General features: G+C 36.2%; 21 protein-coding genes and 1 tRNA gene. 13 read left to right on the forward strand and 9 right to left on the reverse strand.

From position 1 onward, the window contains the following. Position 1 precedes the first annotated feature (1 nt). Genes INR75_RS05550 through INR75_RS05560 form a run of 3 tightly spaced genes read right to left on the reverse strand, consistent with a single transcriptional unit; the run spans position 2 to position 3,156 of the window. Positions 2-1,198: an efflux RND transporter periplasmic adaptor subunit gene (locus INR75_RS05550; RefSeq protein ID WP_255584650.1), complete on the reverse strand. Its 1,197-nt coding sequence runs from the start codon at positions 1,196-1,198 to the stop codon at positions 2-4. Then, positions 1,182-2,561 carry a TolC family protein gene (locus INR75_RS05555; protein ID WP_223091112.1) on the reverse strand — a complete coding sequence of 460 codons (1,380 nt, stop codon included), beginning with the start codon at positions 2,559-2,561 and terminating at the stop codon, positions 1,182-1,184. Before INR75_RS05555 ends, INR75_RS05550 begins: the two co-directional genes overlap by 17 nt. Further along, entirely contained in the window at positions 2,542-3,156 is a 615-nt protein-coding gene (locus tag INR75_RS05560; RefSeq protein WP_255584651.1) for a TetR/AcrR family transcriptional regulator, read from the reverse strand. Before INR75_RS05560 ends, INR75_RS05555 begins: the two co-directional genes overlap by 20 nt. A gap of 135 nt (positions 3,157-3,291) precedes the next feature. Between INR75_RS05560 and INR75_RS05565 the strand changes: the two genes are divergently transcribed. The 3 genes from INR75_RS05565 to odhB all read left to right on the forward strand — a co-directional run bounded on the left by INR75_RS05565 (position 3,292) and on the right by odhB (position 8,653). After that, positions 3,292-4,266 (forward strand): polyprenyl synthetase family protein, encoded by a 975-nt coding sequence (locus INR75_RS05565; protein WP_223091863.1) that lies wholly within the window; start codon positions 3,292-3,294, stop codon positions 4,264-4,266. Positions 4,267-4,564: 298 nt separating this feature from the next. Then, complete coding sequence (locus tag INR75_RS05570) at positions 4,565-7,336, forward strand: 2-oxoglutarate dehydrogenase E1 component (RefSeq protein WP_223091113.1); 2,772 nt, start codon at positions 4,565-4,567, stop codon at positions 7,334-7,336. Positions 7,337-7,390: 54 nt separating this feature from the next. After that, the gene (gene odhB, locus INR75_RS05575) at positions 7,391-8,653 is read left to right on the forward strand and encodes a 2-oxoglutarate dehydrogenase complex dihydrolipoyllysine-residue succinyltransferase (RefSeq protein WP_223091114.1); all 1,263 of its coding nucleotides are present in this window, start codon (positions 7,391-7,393) and stop codon (positions 8,651-8,653) included. A gap of 362 nt (positions 8,654-9,015) precedes the next feature. Here the strand turns inward: odhB and INR75_RS05580 are convergent, their stop codons facing one another. After that, a complete protein-coding gene (locus tag INR75_RS05580) occupies positions 9,016-9,453 on the reverse strand; it encodes a retropepsin-like aspartic protease (RefSeq protein ID WP_092540020.1) in 438 nt (145 codons plus the stop codon). 54 nt (positions 9,454-9,507) lie between these two features. On the opposite strand from INR75_RS05580, the gene INR75_RS05585 reads away from it, so the two are divergent. The 9 genes from INR75_RS05585 to INR75_RS05625 all read left to right on the forward strand — a co-directional run bounded on the left by INR75_RS05585 (position 9,508) and on the right by INR75_RS05625 (position 15,995). Further along, positions 9,508-10,275, forward strand: coding sequence for a TatD family hydrolase (locus INR75_RS05585; RefSeq protein ID WP_223091115.1), 768 nt, complete (start codon positions 9,508-9,510; stop codon positions 10,273-10,275). 48 nt (positions 10,276-10,323) lie between these two features. Next, a complete protein-coding gene (locus INR75_RS05590; RefSeq protein WP_223091116.1) occupies positions 10,324-11,466 on the forward strand; it encodes a 1-acyl-sn-glycerol-3-phosphate acyltransferase in 1,143 nt (380 codons plus the stop codon). After that, complete coding sequence (locus tag INR75_RS05595) at positions 11,450-12,478, forward strand: asparaginase (protein ID WP_223091117.1); 1,029 nt, start codon at positions 11,450-11,452, stop codon at positions 12,476-12,478. Before INR75_RS05590 ends, INR75_RS05595 begins: the two co-directional genes overlap by 17 nt. Positions 12,479-12,548: 70 nt before the next feature. Beyond that, positions 12,549-12,636, forward strand: a tRNA-Ser gene (locus tag INR75_RS05600). Positions 12,637-12,706: 70 nt separating this feature from the next. Then, positions 12,707-13,507 carry a MotA/TolQ/ExbB proton channel family protein gene (locus tag INR75_RS05605; protein ID WP_092540024.1) on the forward strand — a complete coding sequence of 267 codons (801 nt, stop codon included), beginning with the start codon at positions 12,707-12,709 and terminating at the stop codon, positions 13,505-13,507. A 22-nt stretch (positions 13,508-13,529) separates the two neighbouring features. After that, positions 13,530-13,967 (forward strand): hypothetical protein, encoded by a 438-nt coding sequence (locus INR75_RS05610; RefSeq protein ID WP_092540025.1) that lies wholly within the window; start codon positions 13,530-13,532, stop codon positions 13,965-13,967. A 6-nt stretch (positions 13,968-13,973) separates the two neighbouring features. Continuing rightward, positions 13,974-14,582, forward strand: coding sequence for a biopolymer transporter ExbD (locus tag INR75_RS05615; protein WP_092540026.1), 609 nt, complete (start codon positions 13,974-13,976; stop codon positions 14,580-14,582). A 40-nt stretch (positions 14,583-14,622) separates the two neighbouring features. Then, on the forward strand, positions 14,623-15,105 hold the full coding sequence (locus INR75_RS05620) for a biopolymer transporter ExbD (protein ID WP_092540027.1): 483 nt from the start codon (positions 14,623-14,625) through the stop codon (positions 15,103-15,105). Between the two features lie 182 nt (positions 15,106-15,287). Continuing rightward, positions 15,288-15,995: a porin family protein gene (locus INR75_RS05625; protein WP_223091118.1), complete on the forward strand. Its 708-nt coding sequence runs from the start codon at positions 15,288-15,290 to the stop codon at positions 15,993-15,995. On the opposite strand, the gene INR75_RS05630 is transcribed toward INR75_RS05625, so the two are convergent. The 3 genes from INR75_RS05630 to INR75_RS05640 all read right to left on the reverse strand — a co-directional run bounded on the left by INR75_RS05630 (position 15,990) and on the right by INR75_RS05640 (position 19,019). Beyond that, the gene (locus tag INR75_RS05630; RefSeq protein WP_255584652.1) at positions 15,990-16,595 is read right to left on the reverse strand and encodes a hypothetical protein; all 606 of its coding nucleotides are present in this window, start codon (positions 16,593-16,595) and stop codon (positions 15,990-15,992) included. The two genes, INR75_RS05625 and INR75_RS05630, sit on opposite strands and share 6 nt — an antisense overlap. After that, positions 16,595-18,067, reverse strand: a complete 1,473-nt coding sequence (gene rpoN, locus INR75_RS05635; RefSeq protein WP_223091119.1) for an RNA polymerase factor sigma-54 — start codon at positions 18,065-18,067, stop codon at positions 16,595-16,597. Before rpoN ends, INR75_RS05630 begins: the two co-directional genes overlap by 1 nt. A gap of 94 nt (positions 18,068-18,161) precedes the next feature. Then, positions 18,162-19,019 carry an RluA family pseudouridine synthase gene (locus INR75_RS05640; RefSeq protein WP_223091120.1) on the reverse strand — a complete coding sequence of 286 codons (858 nt, stop codon included), beginning with the start codon at positions 19,017-19,019 and terminating at the stop codon, positions 18,162-18,164. A 300-nt stretch (positions 19,020-19,319) separates the two neighbouring features. On the opposite strand from INR75_RS05640, the gene INR75_RS05645 reads away from it, so the two are divergent. After that, positions 19,320-20,524, forward strand: a protein-coding gene (locus INR75_RS05645) for an IS3 family transposase (protein ID WP_086026153.1) whose coding sequence is annotated in 2 segments (ribosomal slippage) — positions 19,320-19,599 and positions 19,599-20,524 — 1,206 coding nt in all. Because the reading frame shifts where the segments join, the coding sequence is not laid out codon by codon here. A 127-nt stretch (positions 20,525-20,651) separates the two neighbouring features. Here the strand turns inward: INR75_RS05645 and asnS are convergent. Continuing rightward, a complete protein-coding gene (asnS, locus tag INR75_RS05650; RefSeq protein WP_223091121.1) occupies positions 20,652-22,094 on the reverse strand; it encodes an asparagine--tRNA ligase in 1,443 nt (480 codons plus the stop codon). A gap of 56 nt (positions 22,095-22,150) precedes the next feature. Then, positions 22,151-24,586, reverse strand: a complete 2,436-nt coding sequence (locus INR75_RS05655) for an RND family transporter (protein ID WP_223091122.1) — start codon at positions 24,584-24,586, stop codon at positions 22,151-22,153. Positions 24,587-24,623: the final 37 nt, after the last annotated feature.

Here is a 24,623-nt window from a genome sequence, read left to right on the forward strand (position 1 = left end):
TTTACTTTTTGCTAATTTTTACTTCCTGTCCGTCTCTTAAACTCTTGCTTCCCTCAACAATAATGGTAGTACCTGCATCTAAACCTTCGGTTACTTCGATCATATTGTCGTAAACATAACCGGTTTCTACCACGGTTTTCTTAGCAACACCGGTACTATCTGTCTTGTTTTCTAAAGTGTAGACAAGGCTTTCTCCCATAGCGTTTTTCTGAATCGTACTTTCAGGAATACTTATAGCGCCTTCTGCAGTGTAATCGTTTAAAAGAATGGTTGCGATTTGATTAGGTCGAATTAATTGATCTGGATTAGGGATAGCGATCTTCACTCTAAAAGTCCTGTTGTTGGCATTAATGTTATTACCAACTTCTGTCACTTTTCCTTCGTATTCTTTATTGATAGAACTAATCATCACTTTTACTGAAGTTCCTTTTTTGATCTTTGGAAGATAATTTTCTGGAACTGCAGCTTCAACATACATATTGCTTAGGTTGATGATTCTAAAAAGCTGACTTTGTCCCGGGCTTACTACCTCTCCCTGGTTGCTAATTACATCATCTATTACACCGCTAAAAGGAGCAGTAACAGTTGTTTTTGCAAGCTGAGATTTTAATTGTTCGGCTGCTTTTTGAGAAGCTTCGAAATTAGTTTTAGCTTCTAAAAACTGAATCTCAGATCCTATATTTTGATCCCATAACCTTTTTTGACGCTCGTAAGTTGTTTTGGCTAAAGTTGCCTGCGCTTCAGCCTGCGCTACTTGGCTTGCTAATCCGCCATCGTCGATCTTAGCTAAAATTTGCCCTTTATTTACACGATCGCCTTCATTCACATAAACCTTTTGTAGAATACCAGAATATTCTGGGTAAATGATAATGTTCTCGTCTGTAGCAACATCTCCCTGTACTTCAGCAAAATGCTGAAATGTACTATCTTTAAGAGTTCGTACAGTTACAAGGTTAAGGTTTTTATTCTTATCTAGTTTGCCAATGGCTTCGTCTAGTTTGTTGATATCTGAAGTTAAGGCACTCTGTTCTTTACTAAGTTCAGATTTCCTTGCTCGTATTTCGGTAAGATTACCTTCTTCGATAAGGTCTTCTATAGATTTTTCATTCTCATTTCCGCAGGCGGCTAATAAAAGAGAAACACTAAAAATTGCGGCTAATTTTTTCATATGGCGGGAATAATTATTCTTTTTCTTCATATTGGGTTGTATCTAATAAATTCTCTAGCTCAACTTTGGTTGTTATCACGTTAAGCATCGATTGCAGGTAATCCTGTTGTGCAGTGTATAATTGTCTTTGTGCTTCGCTTAGTTCGAAACTGCTGGCCACACCTTCTTCAAATTTTGTTTTGTTTTTATTTTCGATACGTTCTGCTAAAGCCAGGTTCTTTTTCTGGACATTATAGTTGTCCAGGCTGTATTCGTATTCTGTTTTAGCTGAATTTATCTGTTGTTTTACTTCATTTTTAGTGTAATCCAGGTCAGCAAGAGCCTGCTCTAAAGCAATTTTCTTTTGCTGAGTTCTTGCAGAACGCATTCCGCTACTAAAAATCGGGATGTTTAAGCTTATTCCTAAGATCGATTGATCGAAGTATTCCTGGTTATCATTTAAAAAAGTGAATTCCTGGCTAAATCCTTGGTATCCATAGTTTACATATCCGGTAAGGGAAGGCAAAGCTTTGGCTTGTTCTAATTTCACCTCGATTTCTGCAGATTCTGCTGTGTTTTTAGCGATTCTGAAGTCGATATTCTCTTCTACGGCGATATTTTTTTGTAAGATCGAAAGATCAAAATATTGCATGGCTAATGCCTCTAATTCCTCGGTAAGTATAATATTTGTTTCTACCGGAAGACCTAAGGTGATATTTAGCATTTCGTAAGCAATATCTGCCATGCGCGTACTTCTGTTTAGATTGTTTTTTAAGGTAAGAAGGGTGATCTCTAATTGCTCTACATCTTCTTCTTCAGCAAGACCATTTTCAAAAGTAAGCTTGGTCTCATCGAAGGTTTTTTGTACGCTTTCTACGTTTTTCTTCAAAATGGCTACATTTTCTTCAGCTAAAAGAACATTTCCGTAGGCATTAATAATTCCTTTTTTAACTTCCTGATCTGTTTTTGTTTTTGCATTTTCGGTAATCTGAAGCAATGTTTTTGCAGATTGAATTCCTACCAGGTAAGAACCATCAAAAATGATCTGATTCCACGTGGCAGTTGCATTCATACTTTGCTGCGTACCAAAAGTTACTGGGATAAATGTTCCTGGTTCGCCACCGGTAATTTCAGCAGGTAAAAGTTGTACGGGCTGCTTGATATAATTTTGGTAATCTACAGCGCCACTTATTTGTGGCAATCCCTGTGCGATGATCTCCCATTTTTGTTTTAGGGAAATGGCAATATCTCTTTGGGCATTCGCTGCTTCAACGTTATGCTCTAAGCCATAACGAATCGCTTCTTCCAAAGAAAAAGAAAATGATTTGGGGACTTCTTGAGTTTCCTGTGCGTAGGATGCAAGGCTAATAAAGCCTAACAGCGTTAGAAAATGTTTAATTGATAGGTGTTTCATTGTTTTTTGTTAGCTCTTCTAAAATTTCTAATCCTTTTTTAGTTGCGATTCCTCTTACGTGATACTCGATATATAATTGAAACAAATTGGCTTTGCTATATTCTTCGGCGGGAAAAATACTGGTGTCTCTTATCGAATTAGTTCCTTCATGGTATAACCTTGAAATAAATTTCACATCAATTTCTTTACGAAATAGTCCTTCTTTTATGCCTCTTGTTACATTTTCTTCTATACTACATGCCACAAGATCTGCTTTAGTGCGAGTTACACTCTCAAAAATCTTAGGGTAATATTTTTGCAACTGAAACTGCGGAGACGTTTTTTCATCTTTTAAAAAAATGCTTATCTGCTTTTTGACTTCAAAAAGTTCTTCTATAGCGTTAATGTCTTTTTTCTTTATTTCAGCAATACTTTTTTGAATAGTTTCCAGGATATTAAAAGCAACATCCTTAACCAAAAGTGTTTTGGTTGAATAATTGGCGTAAATCGTTTTTTTAGAAATACCCAATTTTGCTGCAATATCATCCATGGTGACGCTTTTAAAGCCATACTCCAAAAACATTTCGGTCGCCATGTTTAAAATAGTCTCTTTCAAACTTCAAATTTTCGGCAAATGTATGTCACGGAAACTTTTAAAACAAATAAAGTTTCCAAGGTTTACGATTATTTAATAATCGCATTGAATTTGAAATTATTGCAATTATGGTATTTTAGCAGAAAAATTATTTTAATGCTGGCTATTACAGAGTATCGGGAGGTTTTTTTAAAATATCTTGAAGAGAAAATAACGATTAAGGAACCTGCTAATCTTTACGAACCAATGGTTTATATTCTTGGTTTGGGCGGGAAACGATTACGACCGGTACTGGTTTTAATGGCTACAGAAATCTTTGAAAAAGATTACAAAGAAGCTTTAGATGCATCTTTAGCGATAGAAATTTTTCATAATTTTTCTTTAGTTCATGACGATATTATGGACGATGCTCCTTTGCGTAGAGGTAAAGAAACCGTTCATGAAAAATGGGATATCAATACCGGGATTCTTTCTGGAGATGCAATGCTTATTAATGCTTACCAGCTTTTTGAAAATTACGAAGGAAATACTTTTAAAGAATTAGCACAGCTTTTTACCAAAACCGCCATGGAGGTTTGTGAAGGGCAGCAATACGATATAGATTTTGAAACCCGGGACGATGTAAGTATAGAAGATTATCTTAAGATGATCGAGTATAAAACCGCCGTGTTAGTTGGTGCATCCTTACAAATGGGAGCAATTGTAGCTGGTGTGGATGAAGACTGTAAAAAAGCCATTTATCAATTTGGAAGACTTTTAGGTATTGCTTTTCAGCTTCAGGACGATTATTTAGACGCCTTTGGAGATCCAAAAACTTTTGGTAAACAGGTTGGAGGCGATATTATAGAAAATAAGAAGACATTTTTATATTTAAAATCTTTGGAAGCTTCTAACGAAGATGAAGCAAAACAGTTAGAGTATTTGTATTCTATCGATCCTGAAGATAATTCTGGTAAAATCGAAACTGTAAAGTCGATCTTTCAAAAAAGCGGTGCAGCAAAATCTACCAAAGAAGAGATCCAAAAGTATACAAAAATGGCTTTTGAAGTCCTGGATAGTATTTCGATAAGCGAGGAGAAGAAAAAACCTTTGCGTGATTTTGGAAATATGCTGATGAATCGTACCGTTTAAGTTAGGTATTTAGATTGATATTCAGTTTTTTAGATAATTTTAGTCTTAAAGCGGAAGAAAGTTAAATCAATCTTATATTATCTAATTTTGCTTAAATTTTAATCTCTTTCTAATTCACTTTTCATTTTAAATTATCATATTCGTAAGAATTAGTGCGATTTGGCGCTCATGTTGCCTTATCGCTATGTTAAAATTCTTTTAATGTATAAAATAAAACTATTGAATGCTGCAAGCAGTTTTTTGTAAAAATTGTACTTTTGCTGTGTTTTACACTTTAAAGAAACATTAGTTTCCACTTATGGACAGATTTTCATTTCTAAATGCCGCGCATACTGCATATTTTGCTGAATTATACGACCAATACTTACAATACCCAGATAGCGTAGAGCCCAGTTGGAGGGCTTTTTTTCAGGGTTTTGACTTCGGAATGGAGCAAAACGGCGTTTCTTCTGAAGTTTTAGGAGAAGCTCCGGTAACGTTTGAGGAAGGCGAAATGCCAGAGCATGTTTACAAGGAATTCCAGGTTATTAGATTGATCGATGGATACCGTACACGAGGGCATTTATTCACAAAAACAAACCCTGTTAGGGAAAGAAGACATTACGAACCTTCACTTGATATCGAAAATTTCGGTTTAAGTAAAGATGATTTAGAGACCACTTTTGGTGCTGGTGATATTTTAGGTCTAGGACCCAAGAAATTAAAAGATATCATTAAGCACTTAGAAAATATATACTGCGACTCTATTGGAGTAGAGTATATGTTTATAAGAAAGCCTGAAGAGATCGATTGGATTCAGAAAAAACTGAATGTAAACGAAAACCATCCTGAATTTGATACCGATAGAAAAAAGCAAATATTAAGAAAGCTTAACGAAGCGGTTTCTTTTGAAGGATTTTTACATAGAAAATACGTTGGCCAAAAGCGATTCTCCCTCGAAGGAGGTGAAACTTTGATTCCTGCCTTAGATGCTTTAATTGAAGGTGCTGCAGAAAAAGGAGTTAAAGACTTTGTAATGGGGATGGCTCACCGTGGTCGATTAAATACCTTAACCAACATTTTTGGTAAATCAGCTAAAGATATATTTAGCGAATTTGATGGTAAAGATTACGAGCAGGATATTTTTGATGGTGATGTAAAGTATCACCTGGGTTGGACGTCTTGCCGTCAGACAAATAGTGGTAAAGAGATCAATATCAATATTGCTCCAAACCCATCTCACTTAGAGACCGTTGGTCCTGTGGTAGAAGGTATAGCAAGAGCTAAAAGAGATCGCAGATATAGTGGAGATCCTTCTAAAGTGTTACCTATTCTTGTGCACGGTGATGCTGCCGTTGCAGGGCAGGGTGTTGTGTACGAAGTAGTGCAAATGGCTAAGCTCGAAGGTTACGAGAATGCTGGTACGATACATATTGTAGTAAATAACCAGATAGGTTTTACTACTAACTATTTAGATGGAAGATCCTCTACTTATTGTACAGATGTTGCTAAAGTAACTCTTTCACCGGTGCTTCACGTTAATGCAGATGATGCAGAAGCCGTGGTGCATGCGGTACTTTTTGCATTAGATTTTAGAATGCAATTTAAGAGAGACGTATTCATCGATCTTTTAGGGTATAGAAAATATGGTCATAACGAAGGTGACGAGCCAAGATTTACGCAGCCTAAACTTTATAAAGCTATTGCTAAGCATAAAAATGCAAGAGATATTTATGCGGAAAAATTGGTAAAAGCTGGAGTGATCGAAGAATCTTATATCGAAAAGCTTGAAGATGATTATAAGAAAAAGCTTGAAGAAGATTTAGAGGATTCCAGAAAAGAAGATACGACCAGAATTACACCATTTATGGAAGATGAATGGGGTGGTTACGAGAGTGTGCAGGAAGATCGTATGATCGAGGATGTTGATACGACCGTAAGTATGGATCAGCTGGATAAAGTTGCAAAGGCAATTTCTAAATTACCAGAGGATAAAAAATTCTTACGTAAAATCGATAAGATCATCAATTTACGTGAGAAAATGTACTTTGAAGATAATAAGCTCGACTGGTCTATGGGAGAGCATTTAGCTTACGGTACATTAATGGCTGAAGGTTTTAATGTTAGAATTAGCGGTCAGGATAGTGAGCGTGGTACATTCTCTCACCGTCATGCTGTATTAAAAGTAGAGGATAGTGAAGAAGAAATTATTCTTCATAATAATATAGAAGGTAGAGAAGGGGATTTCTTTATTTACAATTCACCATTATCAGAATATGGAGTTGTAGGATTTGATTATGGTTACGCTATGGCAAGTCCTAATACGCTAACCATTTGGGAAGCGCAGTTTGGAGATTTTGTGAACGGTGCTCAGATCATGATCGATCAATACATCTCTGCCGCAGAAGATAAATGGAAATTACAAAACGGATTAGTGATGTTCCTTCCTCATGGATATGAAGGTCAGGGAGCAGAACACTCTTCAGCAAGAATGGAGCGTTTTCTTCAGCTATGTGCTAAAGATAATATGTTCGTTGCCGATGTTACAACTCCGGCTAACATGTTCCACTTGTTAAGAAGACAGATGAAATTTGGTTTCCGTAAGCCGCTTATTATCTTTACTCCAAAGAGTTTATTAAGACACTCTAGAGTAAATTCAACAAAAGAAGAATTTGCTGAAGGATCTTTCCAAATGGTGATCGACGATCTAGAAGCAAAAGCAGATAAGGTGAAAACCTTAGTGTTCTGTACCGGTAAATTCTATTATGATCTTTTAGAATATAAGGAAGAAAACGAGCGTGAAGATGTTGCTCTGGTAAGAGTAGAGCAGTTATTCCCGCTTCCGGTAGAGAAAATGAGAGAAGCGATTAGTAAATATAAGAACGCAGATGATATTGTATGGGCGCAGGAAGAACCTAAGAATATGGGTGCTTATGGTCATATGCTAATGCATATCGATGAAGCGAAGAAATTTAGATGTTGTAGCCGTAAGTTCTATGGCTCGCCAGCAGCTGGTAGTGCAGTACGCTTTAAGAAAAGACATCAACGCGTTATCGATAGCGTTTTTGATAAATCATTAACTGAAGAATAATTAAATTTGAATAATTTTCTGGTTTAGCCAGAAACAAAAATAAAAAAGAAGAACATGGCCTTAGAAATGAAAGTTCCATCCCCCGGTGAATCTATAACCGAAGTAGAAATCGCAGAATGGTTGGTAGAAGACGGGGACTACGTTGAAAAAGATCAGGCAATTGCCGAAGTCGATAGTGATAAAGCTACGTTAGAATTACCAGCTGAAGCAAGCGGTATTATTACTCTTAAAGCAGAAGAAGGTGATACAGTTGCAGTTGGTGAAGTGGTATGCTTAATCGATACTGAAGCAGAAAAGCCAGGAGGTGGAGATTCTGCTGAAGAAGATGTAAAAGAAGAACAAGAGAAAAAAGAATCTAAGGAAGATAGCGATAAAGCACCTGCTAAGACTGAAGAGCCATCTAAATCTTCAACACCTTCGCAAAAGCAGGACGATACTTACGCTACAGGAAGTCCTTCGCCAGCAGCTAAAAAGATCTTAGACGAAAAAGGAGTAGATCCTAAATCTGTTAGTGGTAGCGGTAAAGATGGAAGAATTACAAAGGAAGATGCAGTGCAGGCAAAAGCTTCTATGGGAACTCCAGGTACAGGAAAACGCGGAGAATCTCGTAAGAAAATGTCTATGCTAAGACGTAAAGTTGCAGAACGTTTAGTAGCAGCAAAAAGTGAAACTGCTATGCTTACTACTTTTAACGAAGTAGATATGTCTGCAATTTATGCCTTAAGAAAAAAATATAAAGAAGAGTTTAAAGATAAGCACGGTGTAAGTCTAGGATTTATGTCATTCTTTACTTTAGCTGTAGTGAGAGCTTTAGAAATGTATCCAGATGTCAACTCTATGATCGACGGAGATTTTCAGGTAAAATATGACTATAAAGATATTAGTATTGCTGTTTCTGGGCCTAGAGGTTTAATGGTGCCGGTTGTTAGAAATGCTGAAAACTTAAGCTTTAGAGGAGTAGAAGAAGAAGTAAAACGTTTGGCACTTAAAGCGCGTGATGGTAAGATAACTGTAGACGAAATGACTGGTGGTACGTTTACTATCACTAACGGTGGTGTGTTTGGATCGATGATGTCTACACCTATTATTAACCCTCCACAAAGTGGAATCTTAGGAATGCATAACATCGTAGATCGTCCAGTTGCGATCGATGGTCATGTAGAAATTAGACCAATGATGTATGTTGCATTATCTTATGATCACAGAATTGTAGATGGTAAAGAATCTGTTGGTTTCTTAGTTGCGATAAAAGAAGCTGTAGAAAACCCAGAAGAATTACTTATGGATAATGATATAAAGAGAGCTTTAGAGCTTTAAAGTTCTCTTACCCATGTTCAAAATAGAAAAGGGAAGCGCAAGCTTCCCTTTTTAAGTTTTGGTTGGTTGGATAAAAAATAAGTTAAGAATAAACCAAATTCAGGATATTTAAAAAAATGATGCCTATAACCGCAAAAATTAGGATATACGATGCAGGATGAGGTTTTAAATATTCCTTTTTTGGGAAAAACATAAAATCTAACATTGGTTTCTTCAAAGTTAGATGATATTAGAATTGTATAAAAGGGGAGAAATACCCTATTTTACTCGATAATCGAAGTTAAATGTTCCGAGGCTTGCCTCGATACAAAGATGATTTTCAAAAAAAAAAAAGCCTCAGGGCAAGTCCCCGAGGCACTTTACTATTTTAAGAATAATGTTTTTGATTTATAATCGATAATTGCTTTTCCCTTCTTTAAAATATCTGCGCCAATTATACCGTGTACTTTTTCTGCATCGTGCTGTAAAAGAGCTTCGTTTACATGACGAAGATCAAAAACAACAAGGTCTATTTTCTTTTTCTTCCAACCATTGATTTCTATTCGGTTTTTTTGTGAAATCTGAGTGATCATATTAGATGCACCGGCACCAGCCGCTTTTACATCGCTATCTTCTGGTAATAGGTCGAAATGTTCTATGCTATCTGCCCCTACGCAAGTACTGGATGCCCCTGTGTCTAAAATAAAATTCCCTTCAATAGTATTGATTTTGGCCTTTATTTCGAGGTGATTTGTTTTAGTGAAAGTAAATTTGATGCTTTTATACCCCTTTTCTTTCAGGATTTTCTTGAGACTCGCCATTCTTTTCCGGTTTTGGACAAAGATAGGTTTTCAAAATAAATTATTTTTGCAGATATGATAATAACAGACACGCATACACATTTATACAGCGAATCTTTTGATGAAGATCGTGACGTGATGATCCAAAGAGCAATAGATGCAAATGTAGAGCGCTTTTTTATCCCCGCGATCGACTCTACTTATGTAGATAGAATGTATGATCTTGAGAAATCATTTCCAGATCGTGTTCACTTAATGATGGGATTGCATCCAACCCATGTTCAGGAGAATTATAAAAGTGAGCTTCAATTTATCGAAAATCAATTTCAGCAGAGAGATTTTATTGCTGTTGGCGAAATTGGGATCGATCTGTACTGGGATAAAAGTACTCTGCAAATTCAGCAAGAAGCCTTTAGGTATCAAATCCAATTGGCTAAAAAATATAAATTGCCTATCGTAATTCACTGCCGAGAGGCTTTTGATGAGGTTTTTGAAATTTTGGAAGAAGAAAAAGGAGATGATCTGTTCGGGATTTTTCATTGTTTCACGGGAACTTTGGATCATGCAAAAAAAGCAATCTCGTATAATCTAAAATTAGGTATTGGTGGTGTGGTAACCTTTAAAAATGGTAAGATCGATAAGTTTTTAGCTGAAGTTCCTTTAAAGCATATCGTTTTAGAGACCGATGCTCCCTATCTTGCCCCAACGCCATTTAGAGGAAAGAGAAATGAATCTTCTTACATTATTAATGTTGTTGAAAAATTGGCCGAGATCTATAATATGTCTTTGGCTGAAATAGCTGAAATTACAACGCAGAATTCAAAAGATATATTCGGTATTTAAACCTTAATTAGTTAATTTTTTGTTCATTTGCTATAATAAGCCAGACACGTGCAAGACTTTGAAGAGATAAGATTTTATAATGAAAAGGAGGTTCAGGAATCCCTTCAGCATTACATAAAACATCCTATGATGAAGGCGCTCCTTCATTTTACATTTCCGGAGAAAACTTCCGAAGAAATAAAAGAGATCGTTTTTAGCTGTAAAAGTATTCGTGATTTTCAAACCAAGATCATTTACCATTCTGTAGGGAAGATCATAGAGAAAAGTACCGATGGGGTAACCGATAGTGGTTTTGAAAAACTAAAACCTGGCGAATCCTACTTCTTTTTGTCTACACATCGCGATATTATTCTGGATACTTCTTTGCTTAATTACACCTTGTATAATCACGATTTGGTGATGACGGCTTCGGCTATTGGCGATAATTTAGTTCAGAAAACGTTTTTGATGGCTTTATCGAAGCTAAACCGAAACTTTTTAGTCCGCAGAAAATTGAGTCCGCGTGAAATGTTTAAAAGTTCACTAGAGCTTTCAACGTTCATACGCAAAATGTTGATGGAAGATAAGCGTTCTGTCTGGATGGCACAACGTGAAGGGCGAACCAAAGATGGTAGTGATTATACGCAGCAAGGTGTGCTTAAAATGATAGGAATGGCCAAAGGTGACCAAAGTCTTACCGATTATTTTGGAAAGCTAAAGATCGTACCTATTTCGATTTCTTACGAATTTGATCCTACAGATGTCTTAAAAATGCCTGAAATTCTTTCAAAACGAATGAAAGAGAAATATGTGAAGGCACCAGATGAAGATTTTAAATCGATCATCCAGGGGATTTTAGGTATTAAAGGAAGAATTCATGTGAGTGCCGGTGATCTAATGGATGCCAGTTTATTTTCTGAAATAGGACAGGATTTTACTTCACCAAACGAGCAATTAAAAGCTATAGCCAATAAGGTAGATCGTGAAATCCACAAAAACTATAAGCTTTGGCCTGCCAATTATATAGCACATGATATGCTGAATAATACAGATCAATATGCTTCTAAATATACTTTTAAAGATAAAAGACGCTTTGAAAGACGCTTGAAGCGAAGAGTTGATTTTAAAAATTCTTTAGAGCTTAATAGTTACCTTTTAATGTATGCAAATCCTGTGATCAATAAAGAAGGATTGTATGGCCAACAAAACTAAGATACTTTTATTATATACCGGTGGTACTATTGGTATGGTTAAAGATTATCAAACAGGTGCTCTAAAGCCATTCAATTTTGATGATCTTCTGCAAAATATTCCAGAATTAAATATTCTCGAAAATGAGATTGAGACCTTAAGTTTTGAGTATCCAATCGATTCTTCAGATATGAATCCTGAAGAATGGAGAAAAATAGCGAGCATTATTTACGATCGATATGAAGATTATGATGGTTTTGTTGTGCTCCACGGAAGTGATACGATGTCGTATACTGCGTCTGCCTTAAGTTTTATGTTCGAGAATTTAAGTAAGCCAGTGATATTTACGGGCTCGCAATTGCCTATTGGAGATCTTCGAACAGATGCCAAGGAAAATTTAATTACAAGTATTCAAATCGCCAGCTTACAAAAAAATGGTAAACCCGTTATTGCTGAAGTTGGATTGTATTTTGAATATAAATTATATCGAGCAAATCGAACCACGAAAATAAATGCTGAACATTTTCAGGCATTTGCTTCTTTAAATTATGCTCCGTTAGCAGAATCTGGTGTGCATTTATCTGTAAATTCTAAAATTCTTTGGAAGCAGAGCAGGAAGCAGCAATTAAAATTACATCCTCATTTCGATACGAACGTGGTGATTTTAAAAATGTTTCCGGGAATCACGAAGGAAGTGGTAACTCACATTTTAAGCTTGCAGGGATTAAAAGGAGTAGTTTTGGAAACTTATGGAAGTGGGAATGCACCAACACAATCCTGGTTTTTGGAATTATTAGAAGAAAAAATTAAGGCAGGTCTTAAGGTGGTGAACGTGACACAATGCGCAGGAGGAAGTGTAGCAATGGGAAATTATGAAACCAGTGTGGCGATGAAAAAGATAGGCGTGGTTTCTGGTAAAGACATTACTACTGAAGCAGCAATAGCTAAATTAATGTACCTATTAGATAAAAATTTAACACATAAAGTCTTTAAAACTATATATGAAACCTCGCTGAGAGGCGAAATGTCGTAAAATTAACGAATCATACTTGACCGAGAGCATTTTTTTTTGTTATTTGGCGCACCGTTTTAAACATTAAACTAGAGAGGTGGCCGAGTGGTCGAAGGCGCACGCCTGGAAAGTGTGTATACGCCAAAAGCGTATCGAGGGTTCGAATCCCTTCCTCTCTGCTGGTGTTTTTATTAAAAAATTATTTTTATATCTTTAACCCTTTAACTAATTAAATTAAGACAAACAGTAATGAAAAGATTATTTTCTATTTTGGTAATCGCTGCGATTATGGTGTTAGGTGCCGGTAATCTTAAAGCGGCAAACATGGTTAACACATTGCCAGGTACGATAGCAACTTTCGTTCAGGACGATGAGGAAGCTACTGCAACGGCTGATGGAGATGAAGAAGTTGGTTTTCATCAGGAATTAAAAAGACGTTTTATAGAAGGTGGTGCCGGATTTATGGGTATCGTACTTTTATGTCTTATTCTTGGTTTGGCAATTGCCATAGAGAGAATTATCTATTTAAACCTTGCAACTACTAACACTAAAAAATTAGCTCGTAACGTAGAGGAAGCTTTAAACAGTGGTGGTATCGAAGCTGCTAAAGAAGTATGTAGAAATACTAGAGGTCCTGTTGCTTCTATCTATTATCAAGGTCTTGACCGTGCTGACGAAAGCATCGAATCTGCAGAGAAAGCAGTTGTTGCTTACGGTGGTGTGCAAATGGGACAACTTGAGAAAAACGTTTCTTGGGTATCTTTATTTATCGCTCTTGCTCCTATGCTTGGTTTCATGGGTACGGTAATTGGTATGATCGAAGCTTTCGATAAAATTGAGGCTGCTGGTGATATGCAACCATCTCTTGTTGCTGGAGGTATTAAAGTAGCACTTCTTACTACGGTATTTGGACTTATTGTTGCAATTATCCTTCAGATTTTCTACAACTACATCATCGCTAAGATCGATAGTATCGTAAATGATATGGAAGATGCTTCTATCTTGCTTATCGATATGCTTGTAGATTACAAAAACAAAAAAAGAGTATAATAAGACCTGACTAATAAAAGTTATGACTTTACATAAAATTTTAAAATATGTTGCATTAGTTATAGGTGTGCTAGGGCTTATCTTCTTAGGAAGAATCCTGGCTGCTGGTGACGATGCAATCGAGGCATCGGCAGATGTTCAAGGCAGCGTGCTGGAACCAATGATGTGGATTTCATATCTAGTACTAGCAGTTGTGGTTGCTCTTGTCGTGATCTTTGTTATCGCTGGATTGTTCCGTGGTAACATTAAAAATACAATAATTGGGATAGTATCTTTCGCCGTGGTTGTTTTGGTATCATATTTGGTAACAACAGGTACAGAAGTAACTACAAGAGACGGAGATATTATTACTGCTGGTACAGTACATTGGGTAGGAGCTGGTTTAGTTTGCTTCTACATTCTTGCTGCACTTGCAATATTAGCAATGGTATTTTCCGGAGTTAAAAAACTAATAAGTTAAGAACCTATGGCTAGAAGATCATCACCAGAAGTAAATGCGGGATCTATGGCAGACATCGCTTTCTTACTTCTTATCTTCTTCCTGGTAACTACTACCATCGAGACAGATAAGGGGATTAGTAGAAAGCTACCGCCATGGCAGCCCGAAGATGTTGAACCACCAACACTAAAAATGCGTAATGTATTTGAAGTAGTGGTGAACTCTAATAACGATTTGTTGGTAGAGGACGAGGAAATGGAATTGAAGGATCTAAGACAAGCCGCTGTTGCCTTTCTTGATAATGGAGGTGGAACTGGAAGTGAAGCATGTAGCTTTTGCCAGGGATCTGCAGATCCAGACCTTTCTGTAAACCCAAAGAAAGCAGTTATTTCTTTAGTAAATAACCGTGGTACAGAGTATGGTACTTATATTGCAGTACAGAACGAATTGGTAGCTGCATATAACGAATTAAGAAATCGTGAGGCTAAGCGTTTGTATGGTTCAACTTTTGTAGAACTGGAAACCGAGTATAACGATCCTAAAACAGGTGAAGGAAGAAAAGAATCTTTAAAGGAAAAGATCGAAACAATTAAAGATATGATTCCTCAAAAGCTTTCTGAAGCCGAGCCTAAATAGAGGTTAACAGCCTTTTTACTAAATTAATAGAGCATATATTATGTCTAAATTTAAAAAGAAAAAGTCTGGAGAGTTGCCTGCGATCAGTACGGCGTCGTTACCTGATATTGTATTTATGTTACTGTTTTTCTTTATGGTAGCGACAACGATGCGTGAAACTACGTTAATGGTTCAGAATTCATTACCTACTGCAGATCAAGTTGAGAAGCTTGATAAAAAAGATTTGGTAATGTATATCTATGCAGGGAAACCAAGCCAGAGATATCAACAGAAATTTGGAACCGAGGCTAGAATTCAGTTAAACGATAAGTTTGCTGATGTTAGTGAAGTTCAATCTTTTATTTATTCTGAAAGAGATAGTAAAAGAGAAGAGCTTATTCCATATTTAACTACAGCTTTAAAAGTTGATAAAGAAACGAATATGGGTCTTGTTTCAGATATTAAACAAGAACTTAGAAAAGCTGAAGCTTTAAAAATAAACTATACCACTGTACAAGGTGATGCTACTACTGCAAACCAATAGTATCTAGTTTAGTTTAAATATTATTTAAAAACATCCCATCCTTTAATCAAGGATGGGATGTTTTTTTATATTTACTTTATAATCGAAATTATACATTCCAAGGCTAACTTCGATTAATAATTTCTGAATTCATGCCTCATAAGCTTATGCTGAGATTGTTTAATTGAAAGTTTATCTTCTAGATGAAATATTCACCTTTTCTATTATTGCTATTTTGCTTTATCACAAGAGCACAGGAAACTAATCCTGCTTACGCCGATAGTATTCCTACAGTTATCGATAGTTCGTATAGAGAAGATCAATTTTACTTTGGCCTTAGCTTTAATTTTATTACAGATCAACCGGGCTTTATGGATCAAAACGGATTTTCAGCCGGATTGAGTGGAGGTTTTATTCGTGATATTCCTTTCAATAAAGATCGTAATTTTGGAATGGGAGTTGGTCTAGGCCTAGCTTTCGATAGTTTTGGGCAGAATTTATTCATTGGAGAAAGTGAAAATGGTGAGACAGTTTTTAGAAATCTTAGTCAGGATAATATAGACTATGATACTAATCGTTTTCATACCTTTCTTGTAGAAGCGCCAATTCAGTTTAGATGGCGAACATCTACATTTTCATCCTATAAATTCTGGCGTATTTATGCAGGTCTTAAACTAGGTTATATTTACCATTTTAGATCTGTTTTTAAGCAGGATGGTAATGTTGTTAAGCAAAGTGATGTGCCAGAATTGAATAGGTTTAGATTAGGTACAAGTTTTACATTTGGTTATAGCACCTTTAATTTTCAGATCTACTACGGGCTTAATTCGTTCTTTGAGAATGCTAATGTAGATGGTGAAACTCTAGAATTGTCAACGATTCGTGTAGGCCTAATGTTCTATATTTTATAGCCAGTAATAGAATAGTAGGAATTGTGGTACAACACCCACTAAGCTGCCTAAAATTAATTCAGAATTAGTGTGCGCTTTATAATATAATCTGGAGCTTGCTGTTAAACCCAGAGCGATCAATAATCCCGAGGTAGCTAAAATTAAATTCATATGAAAATAGCGACTAAAGGCTATTAAAAACATGGTGAAACCCGCTAATCCCATCATGTGTAAACTAATCTTGATTTTAAGAAAAGTAAAGACATAAGCGATAGTTGTGGCAGCTAGAATACCCAAAAAGTAAAAATAAATTTCAGGATAGTTATAACGATCTAAGATCTGGTTTAAAACCATTAGCGTAAGCATTCCGAAGAAAAAAAGTGGCCACCTTCTTTCGTTCACTTCACTTAAGTTCATATTGGTTACTTTTCCCAGGTTTTTCAGAAGAAAAAAGAAAACGATCGGAATAAAAACTGTGATGATAGAAATGGCTAATAATTTGGCCTGTATAACCTCTTCTGGAAAGAAACGCGGAGTAAGTTGAAAATATAGTAAACTCCCCGCAAATGGCATCCAAATGGGGTGAAAAAGGTAAGAAGCAATCTTTAGAATTCCTTTCATTAAATCTCTTTACGTAAACGGGCCACAGGAATATCTAATTGCTCTCTATATTTAGCTACGGTTCTTCGTGCGATAGGATAACCTTTATCTTTCAGCACTTTTGCCAGCTTCTCGTCTGTGAGCGGTTTCTTCTTATCTTCTTCTTCGATCGACATTTCAAGAATCTTTTTGATCTCTCTGGTAGAAACATCTTCTCCCTGGTCGTTTTTCATCGATTCAGAGAAGAATTCTTTGATCAATTTTGTTCCGTATGGCGTATCAACGTATTTACTGTTGGCAACACGAGAAACTGTAGAGACATCCATTTCGATCTCATCTGCGATATCTTTTAGGATCATTGGCCTAAGATTTCGCTCGTCACCGGTTAAGAAATATTCTTTTTGATAGTGCATAATGGCACTCATCGTTACCATTAACGTTTGCTGGCGTTGTTTGATCGCCTCAATAAACCATTTCGCAGCATCCAGTTTTTGTTTAATAAACATTACTGCATCTTTCTGCTCTTTGGTCTTTTTCTTACTTTCTTTATAGCCTTTTAGCATGTTGCTGTAATCGCGGGAAACATGCATTTCGGGGGCATTTCTACCGTTTAAGCTAAGCTCCAGGTCGCCATCCACGATCTTAATGGTAAAATCTGGAATAACATGTTCTACCATTCGGGTATTCCCGGAATAAGCGCCTCCTGGTTTAGGATTTAAATGACTAATTACTTCTATCGCATCTCTAAGATCATCTTCAGAAATATCATGCTTAGAAAGTAATTTTGTGTAGTGCTTTTTGCTGAATTGATCGAAAGATTCTTCTATAATTTCTGAAGCCAGCGTTACTGCTCTGGTTGCTTCTTTTCGCTTTAATTGGATAAGTAAACATTCCTGAAGCGAACGCCCACCAACACCAGCAGGATCTAATTCCTGAACTTTCTTTAGCACCTTTTCAACCGTTTCTTCATCGGTATAAACATTTTGAGTAAAAGCAAGATCGTCTACGATATCCGGAATATTTCGACGTATATAACCGCTTTCATCGATGCTTCCTACTAAAAATTCAGCGATCTCAAATTCATTTTCATTAAATCGAAACGTGTTTAATTGGTTTCTTAAATGCTGAGTGAACGAAGTTCCGGCAGCATAAGGAACTCGCTTTTCCTCTTCGTCGGCACTGTAATTATTAGCCTGTAGACGATAGCTAGGTATCTCGTCGTCACTTAGATATTCATCAACATTTATATCTTCTGCATCGATCTCGTTGTTATCATCAAATTCAGCTTCAGAATCTCGGTTATCGTATTCATCTTCATAATCATATTCATCACGCTGTTCATCCTTCCCGGTTTCGAGCGCAGGATTTTCCTCAATTTCCTGTTTAATGCGCTGTTCAAAAGCCTGTGTAGGCAATTGTATAAGCTTCATCAACTGGATTTGTTGCGGTGATAGCTTCTGTGATAACTTAAAATTTAATTGCTGTTTTAGCATATAAAATAATTTCTTCTACTCACAAAAATACGGAAATGTTCGCTCAATGCAGTTTGGCACAGTAGATGATTGTGGTAAAATTTTGTTAAGTATACTAAAGATTTTCTGTAATTCTTTTGAATTTCTTCGGGAAATCGATCTCAAAATACATTTCTGTCGAATCTACAGGATGTGCAAAACCTACGGCTATAGAAGCTAAAAATAAACCTTTACCAAAATTGAAGTTAGGAGATCCATAGAGTTTTTCACCTAAAATAGGAAACCCATTCTTGGCAAGATGAATTCTTATTTGATGTGTTCTTCCTGTTAAAGGTTTAGCCTCTACTAAGCTAAGATTCGTGGTTTTAAAAGCTAATTTTTTTAAAAGTTTTACTGAAGTTCTAGCTGATTTTTCTTCAATTTCATTTTCAAAAACCTGCGTAGTATCCGGAAAATTCCCCTCTACGATCGCGATATAGGTTTTTTGAATCTCTTTCTGCTGAAATTGTCTATTGAGTTCAATTAAAGCCTTGTTTGTTTTTGCGCAGAGTAAAATTCCGCTTGTAGGATTGTCTAAACGATGCGCCGGCTGCGGATTTTCTAATCGATCTGTTTCTTTAGACGATTTTAGATTAAAAGGAAGCGCATTTTTTATAGTTTTAAAGTAATTTCCGCTTGTTGGATAACCTGCAGGTTTATTGATTACCGCAATATGCTCATCTTCGTAAACAACTTCCAGCTTTAATTCAAAGCTCTTTTGTTGATTTTCGCTTTGTAGCAAGTCGATTTTTTGGCCTTCTAAAATCCAGTCGCCAGTTTGTCCAATCTCGCCATTAATTAAAATTCGCTGTTTTTTGATCGCTTTTTTAACCGCACTTCTAGTAGTAATCGATTCAAAGATGTTTGCAGCATATTCCTGCAATCTAATTTCTTCAGTAAGATTTGGAACAATATGAGTTTCTCTAATTTTCAAGGATTAGGCTACATAGGATTAAACCAGCCTTGTAAAGCGGCATTAACAGTGAAAATGATAAATTTTAAAAAGATAAATGCTGAAGCCACCAAGCCAATAACTTGCATAAAATTAAATGCTTTTATTGTCTTTAGGAACGATTTAGATTTTTTCATGTCGGTAAATTAAGCATAAGTATCCTAAATCAAAAAACCTCACAGTTTTAATAAGCTGTGAGGTTAGATTTTATTGGCAAGTGCCAAAAGCTTTAATACCATGGAATTACTACATTAGACCGGACACTAAGTTGAGAGAATATTTTTGCTAGTTATTACCTTAGCAATTATGAGAAGAAAATCTAAACATTACACCTTAGAATTTAAACAAAAAGCAGTCGAGTTAAGTTATGCTAAAGGCAATGTAAAACAAGTATGTGAAGACTTGGATATATTTCCATCTGTACTTTACCGTTGGCGTAGAGAGTTAAAAGATTACGGTAACAACAGTTTCCCTGGCCGTGGTAATCCTAAAATGACCGATGAAGAAAAAGAGATAGCCCGATTAAAAAAGGCATTAAAAGAAGCCGAGTTAGAACGAGACATCTTAAAAAAGGCCATCAGCATCTTCTCCGCGAGCGACAAGAAAAATACAGGTTTATAAAACAACACCTTATGAGATTTCCTGTCGAGACGATGTGTAAAATATTGAAAGTAAGCAAAAGTGGCTATTACCATTGGTTACAATCGGGACCAAGTAAATTATGGTTAGAAAATCAAAAGGTAACTGGGCTTATTAAATCTATATTTAAAGATAGCTTTCAAAGCTATGGTTCACCTAGAATAAAAACAGAACTAGAGACATTAGGCTATAAAATATCAAAGCCTAGAGTTGCACGTATTATGAGTGCTAATTATTTGTTTGCAAAACGAAAACGTAAGTTTAAAGCAACCACATATAGTCAACATAATTACCCCATAGCTCCTAATTTATTAAACCAAAACTTTGAAGTAAGCCGACAGGATCAAGTTTGGGTAAGCGATATAACCTATATCAAAACCAAACAGGGCTGGTTATACCTTACTGTCATTATTGATTTGTTTAACCGCAAAGTTGTTGGATGGGCTCTAAGCGATAATCTAAGTACAGAAGACACTATTATTAAGGCTTGGCATATGGCTATAAAGAAAACTACTTTAACCCAGTCTTTAATTTTTCATTCCGACCGAGGTATACAATATGCCAGCCATAAGTTTACCTCATTAATTAAAAGTTACAATGGCTTAGTAAACCAATCTATGAGCAGAAAAGGTAATTGCTGGGATAATGCCATTGCTGAATCGTTCTTTAAATCATTAAAGGTAGAATGGGTTTATAGGCACAATTATAAGTTGAGATCTGAAGCGGAGTTATCCATCTTTGGATGGATAGAAACTTGGTATAATAATAGAAGAAGACATTCCTTTTTAGGAAATAGAACTATAAGAGAATTTGAATTAGACATGTATAACCTTAAACTAGCAGCGTAGTCATTCAACTATTTGTCCAGTTTTTTGTTGCAAGTCCACCACGAGGCTTTTCCTTTAATTAAATATTTGTCTCTAATGAGTAACTCATTGACTTTTCCCAGGGTAGTTCACTCAAAAAAGCAATGCTTTAAAATTCGGCACTTTGTGGTGTTCTTGGGAAAGGAATTACATCTCTAATATTACCCATTCCTGTAACAAATTGTACAAGACGCTCAAAACCAAGTCCAAAACCACTATGCACACAAGTTCCAAATTTTCTGGTGTCTAAATACCACCATAATTCTTTTTCCTCGATACCAAGCTCGGCCATTTTTTCCTGAAGTACTTCTAAACGTTCTTCTCTTTGAGAACCACCTACGATTTCTCCAATTCCGGGGAAAAGAATATCCATCGCTCTAACGGTTTTTCCGTCTTCGTTTAAACGCATATAAAATGCCTTTATTTTGGCTGGATAATCAAATAAGATCACCGGGCATTTAAAGTGTTTTTCTACCAAATAACGTTCGTGCTCACTTTGTAGATCTGCACCCCATTCTTCAATGATATATTTGAATTTTTTCTTTTTATTGGGCTTCGAATTCTTTAAGATTTCGATCGCTTCAGTATAACTTACACGCTTAAAGTTGTTTTCTAGAACGAACTTCAGTTTTTCGATAAGTCCCATATCGCTACGTTCTGCAGCAGGTTTAGATTTGTCCTCGTTGGTGAGACGTTGCTCTAAAAATGAAAGGTCGTCCTGGCAATTATCTAAAACATATTTTACTACATATTTGATAAAGTCTTCAGCAAGATCCATATTGCCATCAAGATCGCAAAACGCCATCTCTGGTTCGATCATCCAAAATTCTGCAAGGTGACGAGAAGTATTCGAATTTTCCGCTCTAAATGTTGGTCCAAAAGTATAGATCTGGCCCAAGCCAAGTGCATAAGTTTCTCCTTCTAACTGTCCAGAAACGGTAAGATTAGTCTCTTTTCCGAAGAAATCTTTTTTATAATCGATACTTCCGTCTTCATTTTTAGGCGGATTTTTAAGGTCAAAGTTCGTTACTTTAAACATTTCGCCTGCACCTTCAGCATCACTACCCGTTATAATCGGCGTATTTACGTAATAGAAATTGTTTTGCTGAAAATAACTATGTACCGCGAAAGACAGTTTAGAACGCACACGCATAATCGCTCCAAAAGTATTAGTACGCACTCTTAAATGTGCCTGCTCACGTAGTTTTTCTAAGCTGTGTCGTTTGGGAGAAAGAATGGTAAGTTTTACTTCTTCTGGATTTGCGTCCCCAAGAATGTTAACTTCCTTAGCTTCGATCTCTACACGTTGCTGCTTTCCTTCACTTTCTTTAAGAATACCTTTTACGCTTATAGCTGCACCAACGGTGATTCTTTTTAAAGTTTCAGGATTAAATTTTTCAAAATCTATAACACACTGAATGTTATTTATAGTCGATCCATCGTTTAGCGCAACAAAGCGATTACTTCTAAACGAACGTACCCATCCGCTAACTTTAAATTCCTGTAAAAACTGGTCACTTTCTAATATTTCAGCAACTTTAGCCTGTATCATTATTTTAGATTTAGAAAAGAAACAAAGATAAAATTTTCCCTGTAAGGGGCTAAGCTTTAGTTTTCGATTTTCTGGTTTTTGTGATTCTCGTCGTCTTTCGAGATTTCTTCCTCATCTTCTGGTGTGGCAATAATGCGCATTGCAGGTTCTTTAAGGGTTTCTTTATTAGCGATACTTCGCTCTAAAGACAATAATAAAGAAGGTAATAACAGCAGGTTAGAAAGCATAGCAAAAAGTAAAGTAGCCGAAACTAATCCTCCAAGTGCCACCGTGCCACCAAAACTACTAATCATAAAAACAGAGAATCCAAAAAATAGAACGATCGATGTGTAGAACATACTTACACCGGTTTCTCTTAATGCCGCATATACCGAACGTTTAATTTTCCAGTCATTGGCTTTAAGTTCCTGCCTGTATTTCGCCAAAAAGTGAATAGTGTCGTCTACAGAAATTCCAAAGGCGATACTAAAAACTAATATGGTTGAAGGTTTTATAGGCACTCCCAAAAAGCCCATCATTCCGGCGGTAATCAGTAACGGTAATAAGTTGGGCACCAAAGAAATTAAGATCATTCTAAACGATCTAAACATCCACGCCATTAATAATGCGATTAGAACGATAGCTAGCGATAAAGAAAGTACAAGATTATGAACCAGATATGTGGTTCCTTTTTGGAAAACCAATGCTTTCCCTGTCATGCTTACTTCGTAACGATCCTCTGGAAAAATCTTATGAATTTTTGGCCAAAGATTATCTTCGATCTTTTCCATCTTATCGGTGCCTATATCCTTCATAAAGGTGGTAATCCTTGCAAATTGCCCGGTAGAATCTACATAGGTGTTTACAAGATCATCATTGCCTTCCATGTTCTTGGTATAGGGCAAAATGAAATTTTGTTCCTGGGATGAAGGTAATTGGTAATATTTAGGATTGCCGTTATAATATGCCTGCTTACTATATTTTACTAAACGTGTAATCGATAAAGGTTGTGAAAGTTCTGGTTCTTCAGCGATTAGATCTTCAAGTCTTTCTAATCTTTTTAAGCTTGAAGATTTTAAAACGCCACGCGGTCTTTTAGTATCTACTAAGATCTCTAGTGGCATAATTCCGTCGAACTCTTCTTCAAAGAATTTTACATCTTTAAAGAAGTCGGCTTGCTGCGGCATGTCTTCTAAAAGACTTCCTGAAATTTTAATATTATAGATCCCAATTATACTGATAGCTAAAAGGCCAACGGCAGAAAAATAAACTGCAATTCGATGATTTCGAACCATTTTCTCCATCCAGCCTACAAAACTGCCAATCCATTGCCTGTTAAGGTGTTTTAGGTGTTTTGACTTCGGAATTTTCATATAACTGTAGATCACCGGAATGATCAACAATGAGAGGATGAATATCGCCACGATGTTTATCGAAGCAACAATACCAAATTCCTTCAGTAATTTACTTTCAGTTAAAATGAAAGTGGCAAAGCCTGAAGCCGTTGTGATGTTGGTCATCAAAGTAGCATTTCCTACTTTGGCGATAACCCTTTGTAAAGATTTGGCCTGGTTACCGTGTTTTTGAATTTCCTGCTGATATTTATTGATAAGGAAAATACAGTTAGGAATCCCGATAACAATAATTAGCGGCGGAATTAAAGCGGTTAAGACGGTAATTTCATAATGCATTAAACCAATAGTTCCAAAGGCCCACATTACACCAATACAAACCGTAACCATCGAAATGACTGTGGCTCTTATCGATCTAAAGAAGAAGAAAAAGATCAAAGAGGTAACTGCTAGAGCAGCGCCTATAAAAAGACCAATTTCGTCAATAATGTTCTGGGAGTTTAGCGTACGGATATAAGGCATTCCAGAAACACGAACATCGATACCTGTTTTAGACTCAAAATCTTTGATCATAGGATCCAGATTTTCGATCACAAAATCCTTTCTTGCTTTAGAATTTACGATCTCTTTATTAAGATATAAAGCAGATTGGATCGTATTTGAATGTGCACTATACACCAGGTTTTCGTAGAATGGAAGCTTAGTAAAAAGTTCATCTTCGTAGGTGGCTAATAGTAGACTATCTGGATTAGCTTCAGTAATAAAAGGCACCATCTCGAAGCGCTTAGGATCTTCAAATTTTTTAAGCTTGTTTAGATTGCCTATAGAAATAGCATAATCTACTTCAGGAAAACTTTGTAAACTATCGTTAAGTGATTTCCAGGCCTGGTAATTTTTTTCAGTAAAAAGAGTAGAGTCTTTAACTCCCATTACGATCAAATTACCTTCCTCACCAAACTTATCCAAAAAGGCATTATATTCCTGGTTTACTTCGTGATCGTCGGGTAATAAATTGGCTTCGGTAAACGAAAATCTCATGTTTTTCCACTGCGATGCGAAGAATGCGGTAGTGGCCAAAATGAGTAAAATAATAACAATCCTGTTACGTAAAATAAGTCGGGCAACAGAATTCCAAAAGCCAAAGGTGAAAATCTTAGACATGCGTAATTTTTAAGCGCGCGCAAAGGTAACAAAAGAC

The organism is Zunongwangia sp. SCSIO 43204, assembly GCF_019904275.1.
Taxonomy (GTDB): domain Bacteria; phylum Bacteroidota; class Bacteroidia; order Flavobacteriales; family Flavobacteriaceae; genus Zunongwangia; species Zunongwangia mangrovi.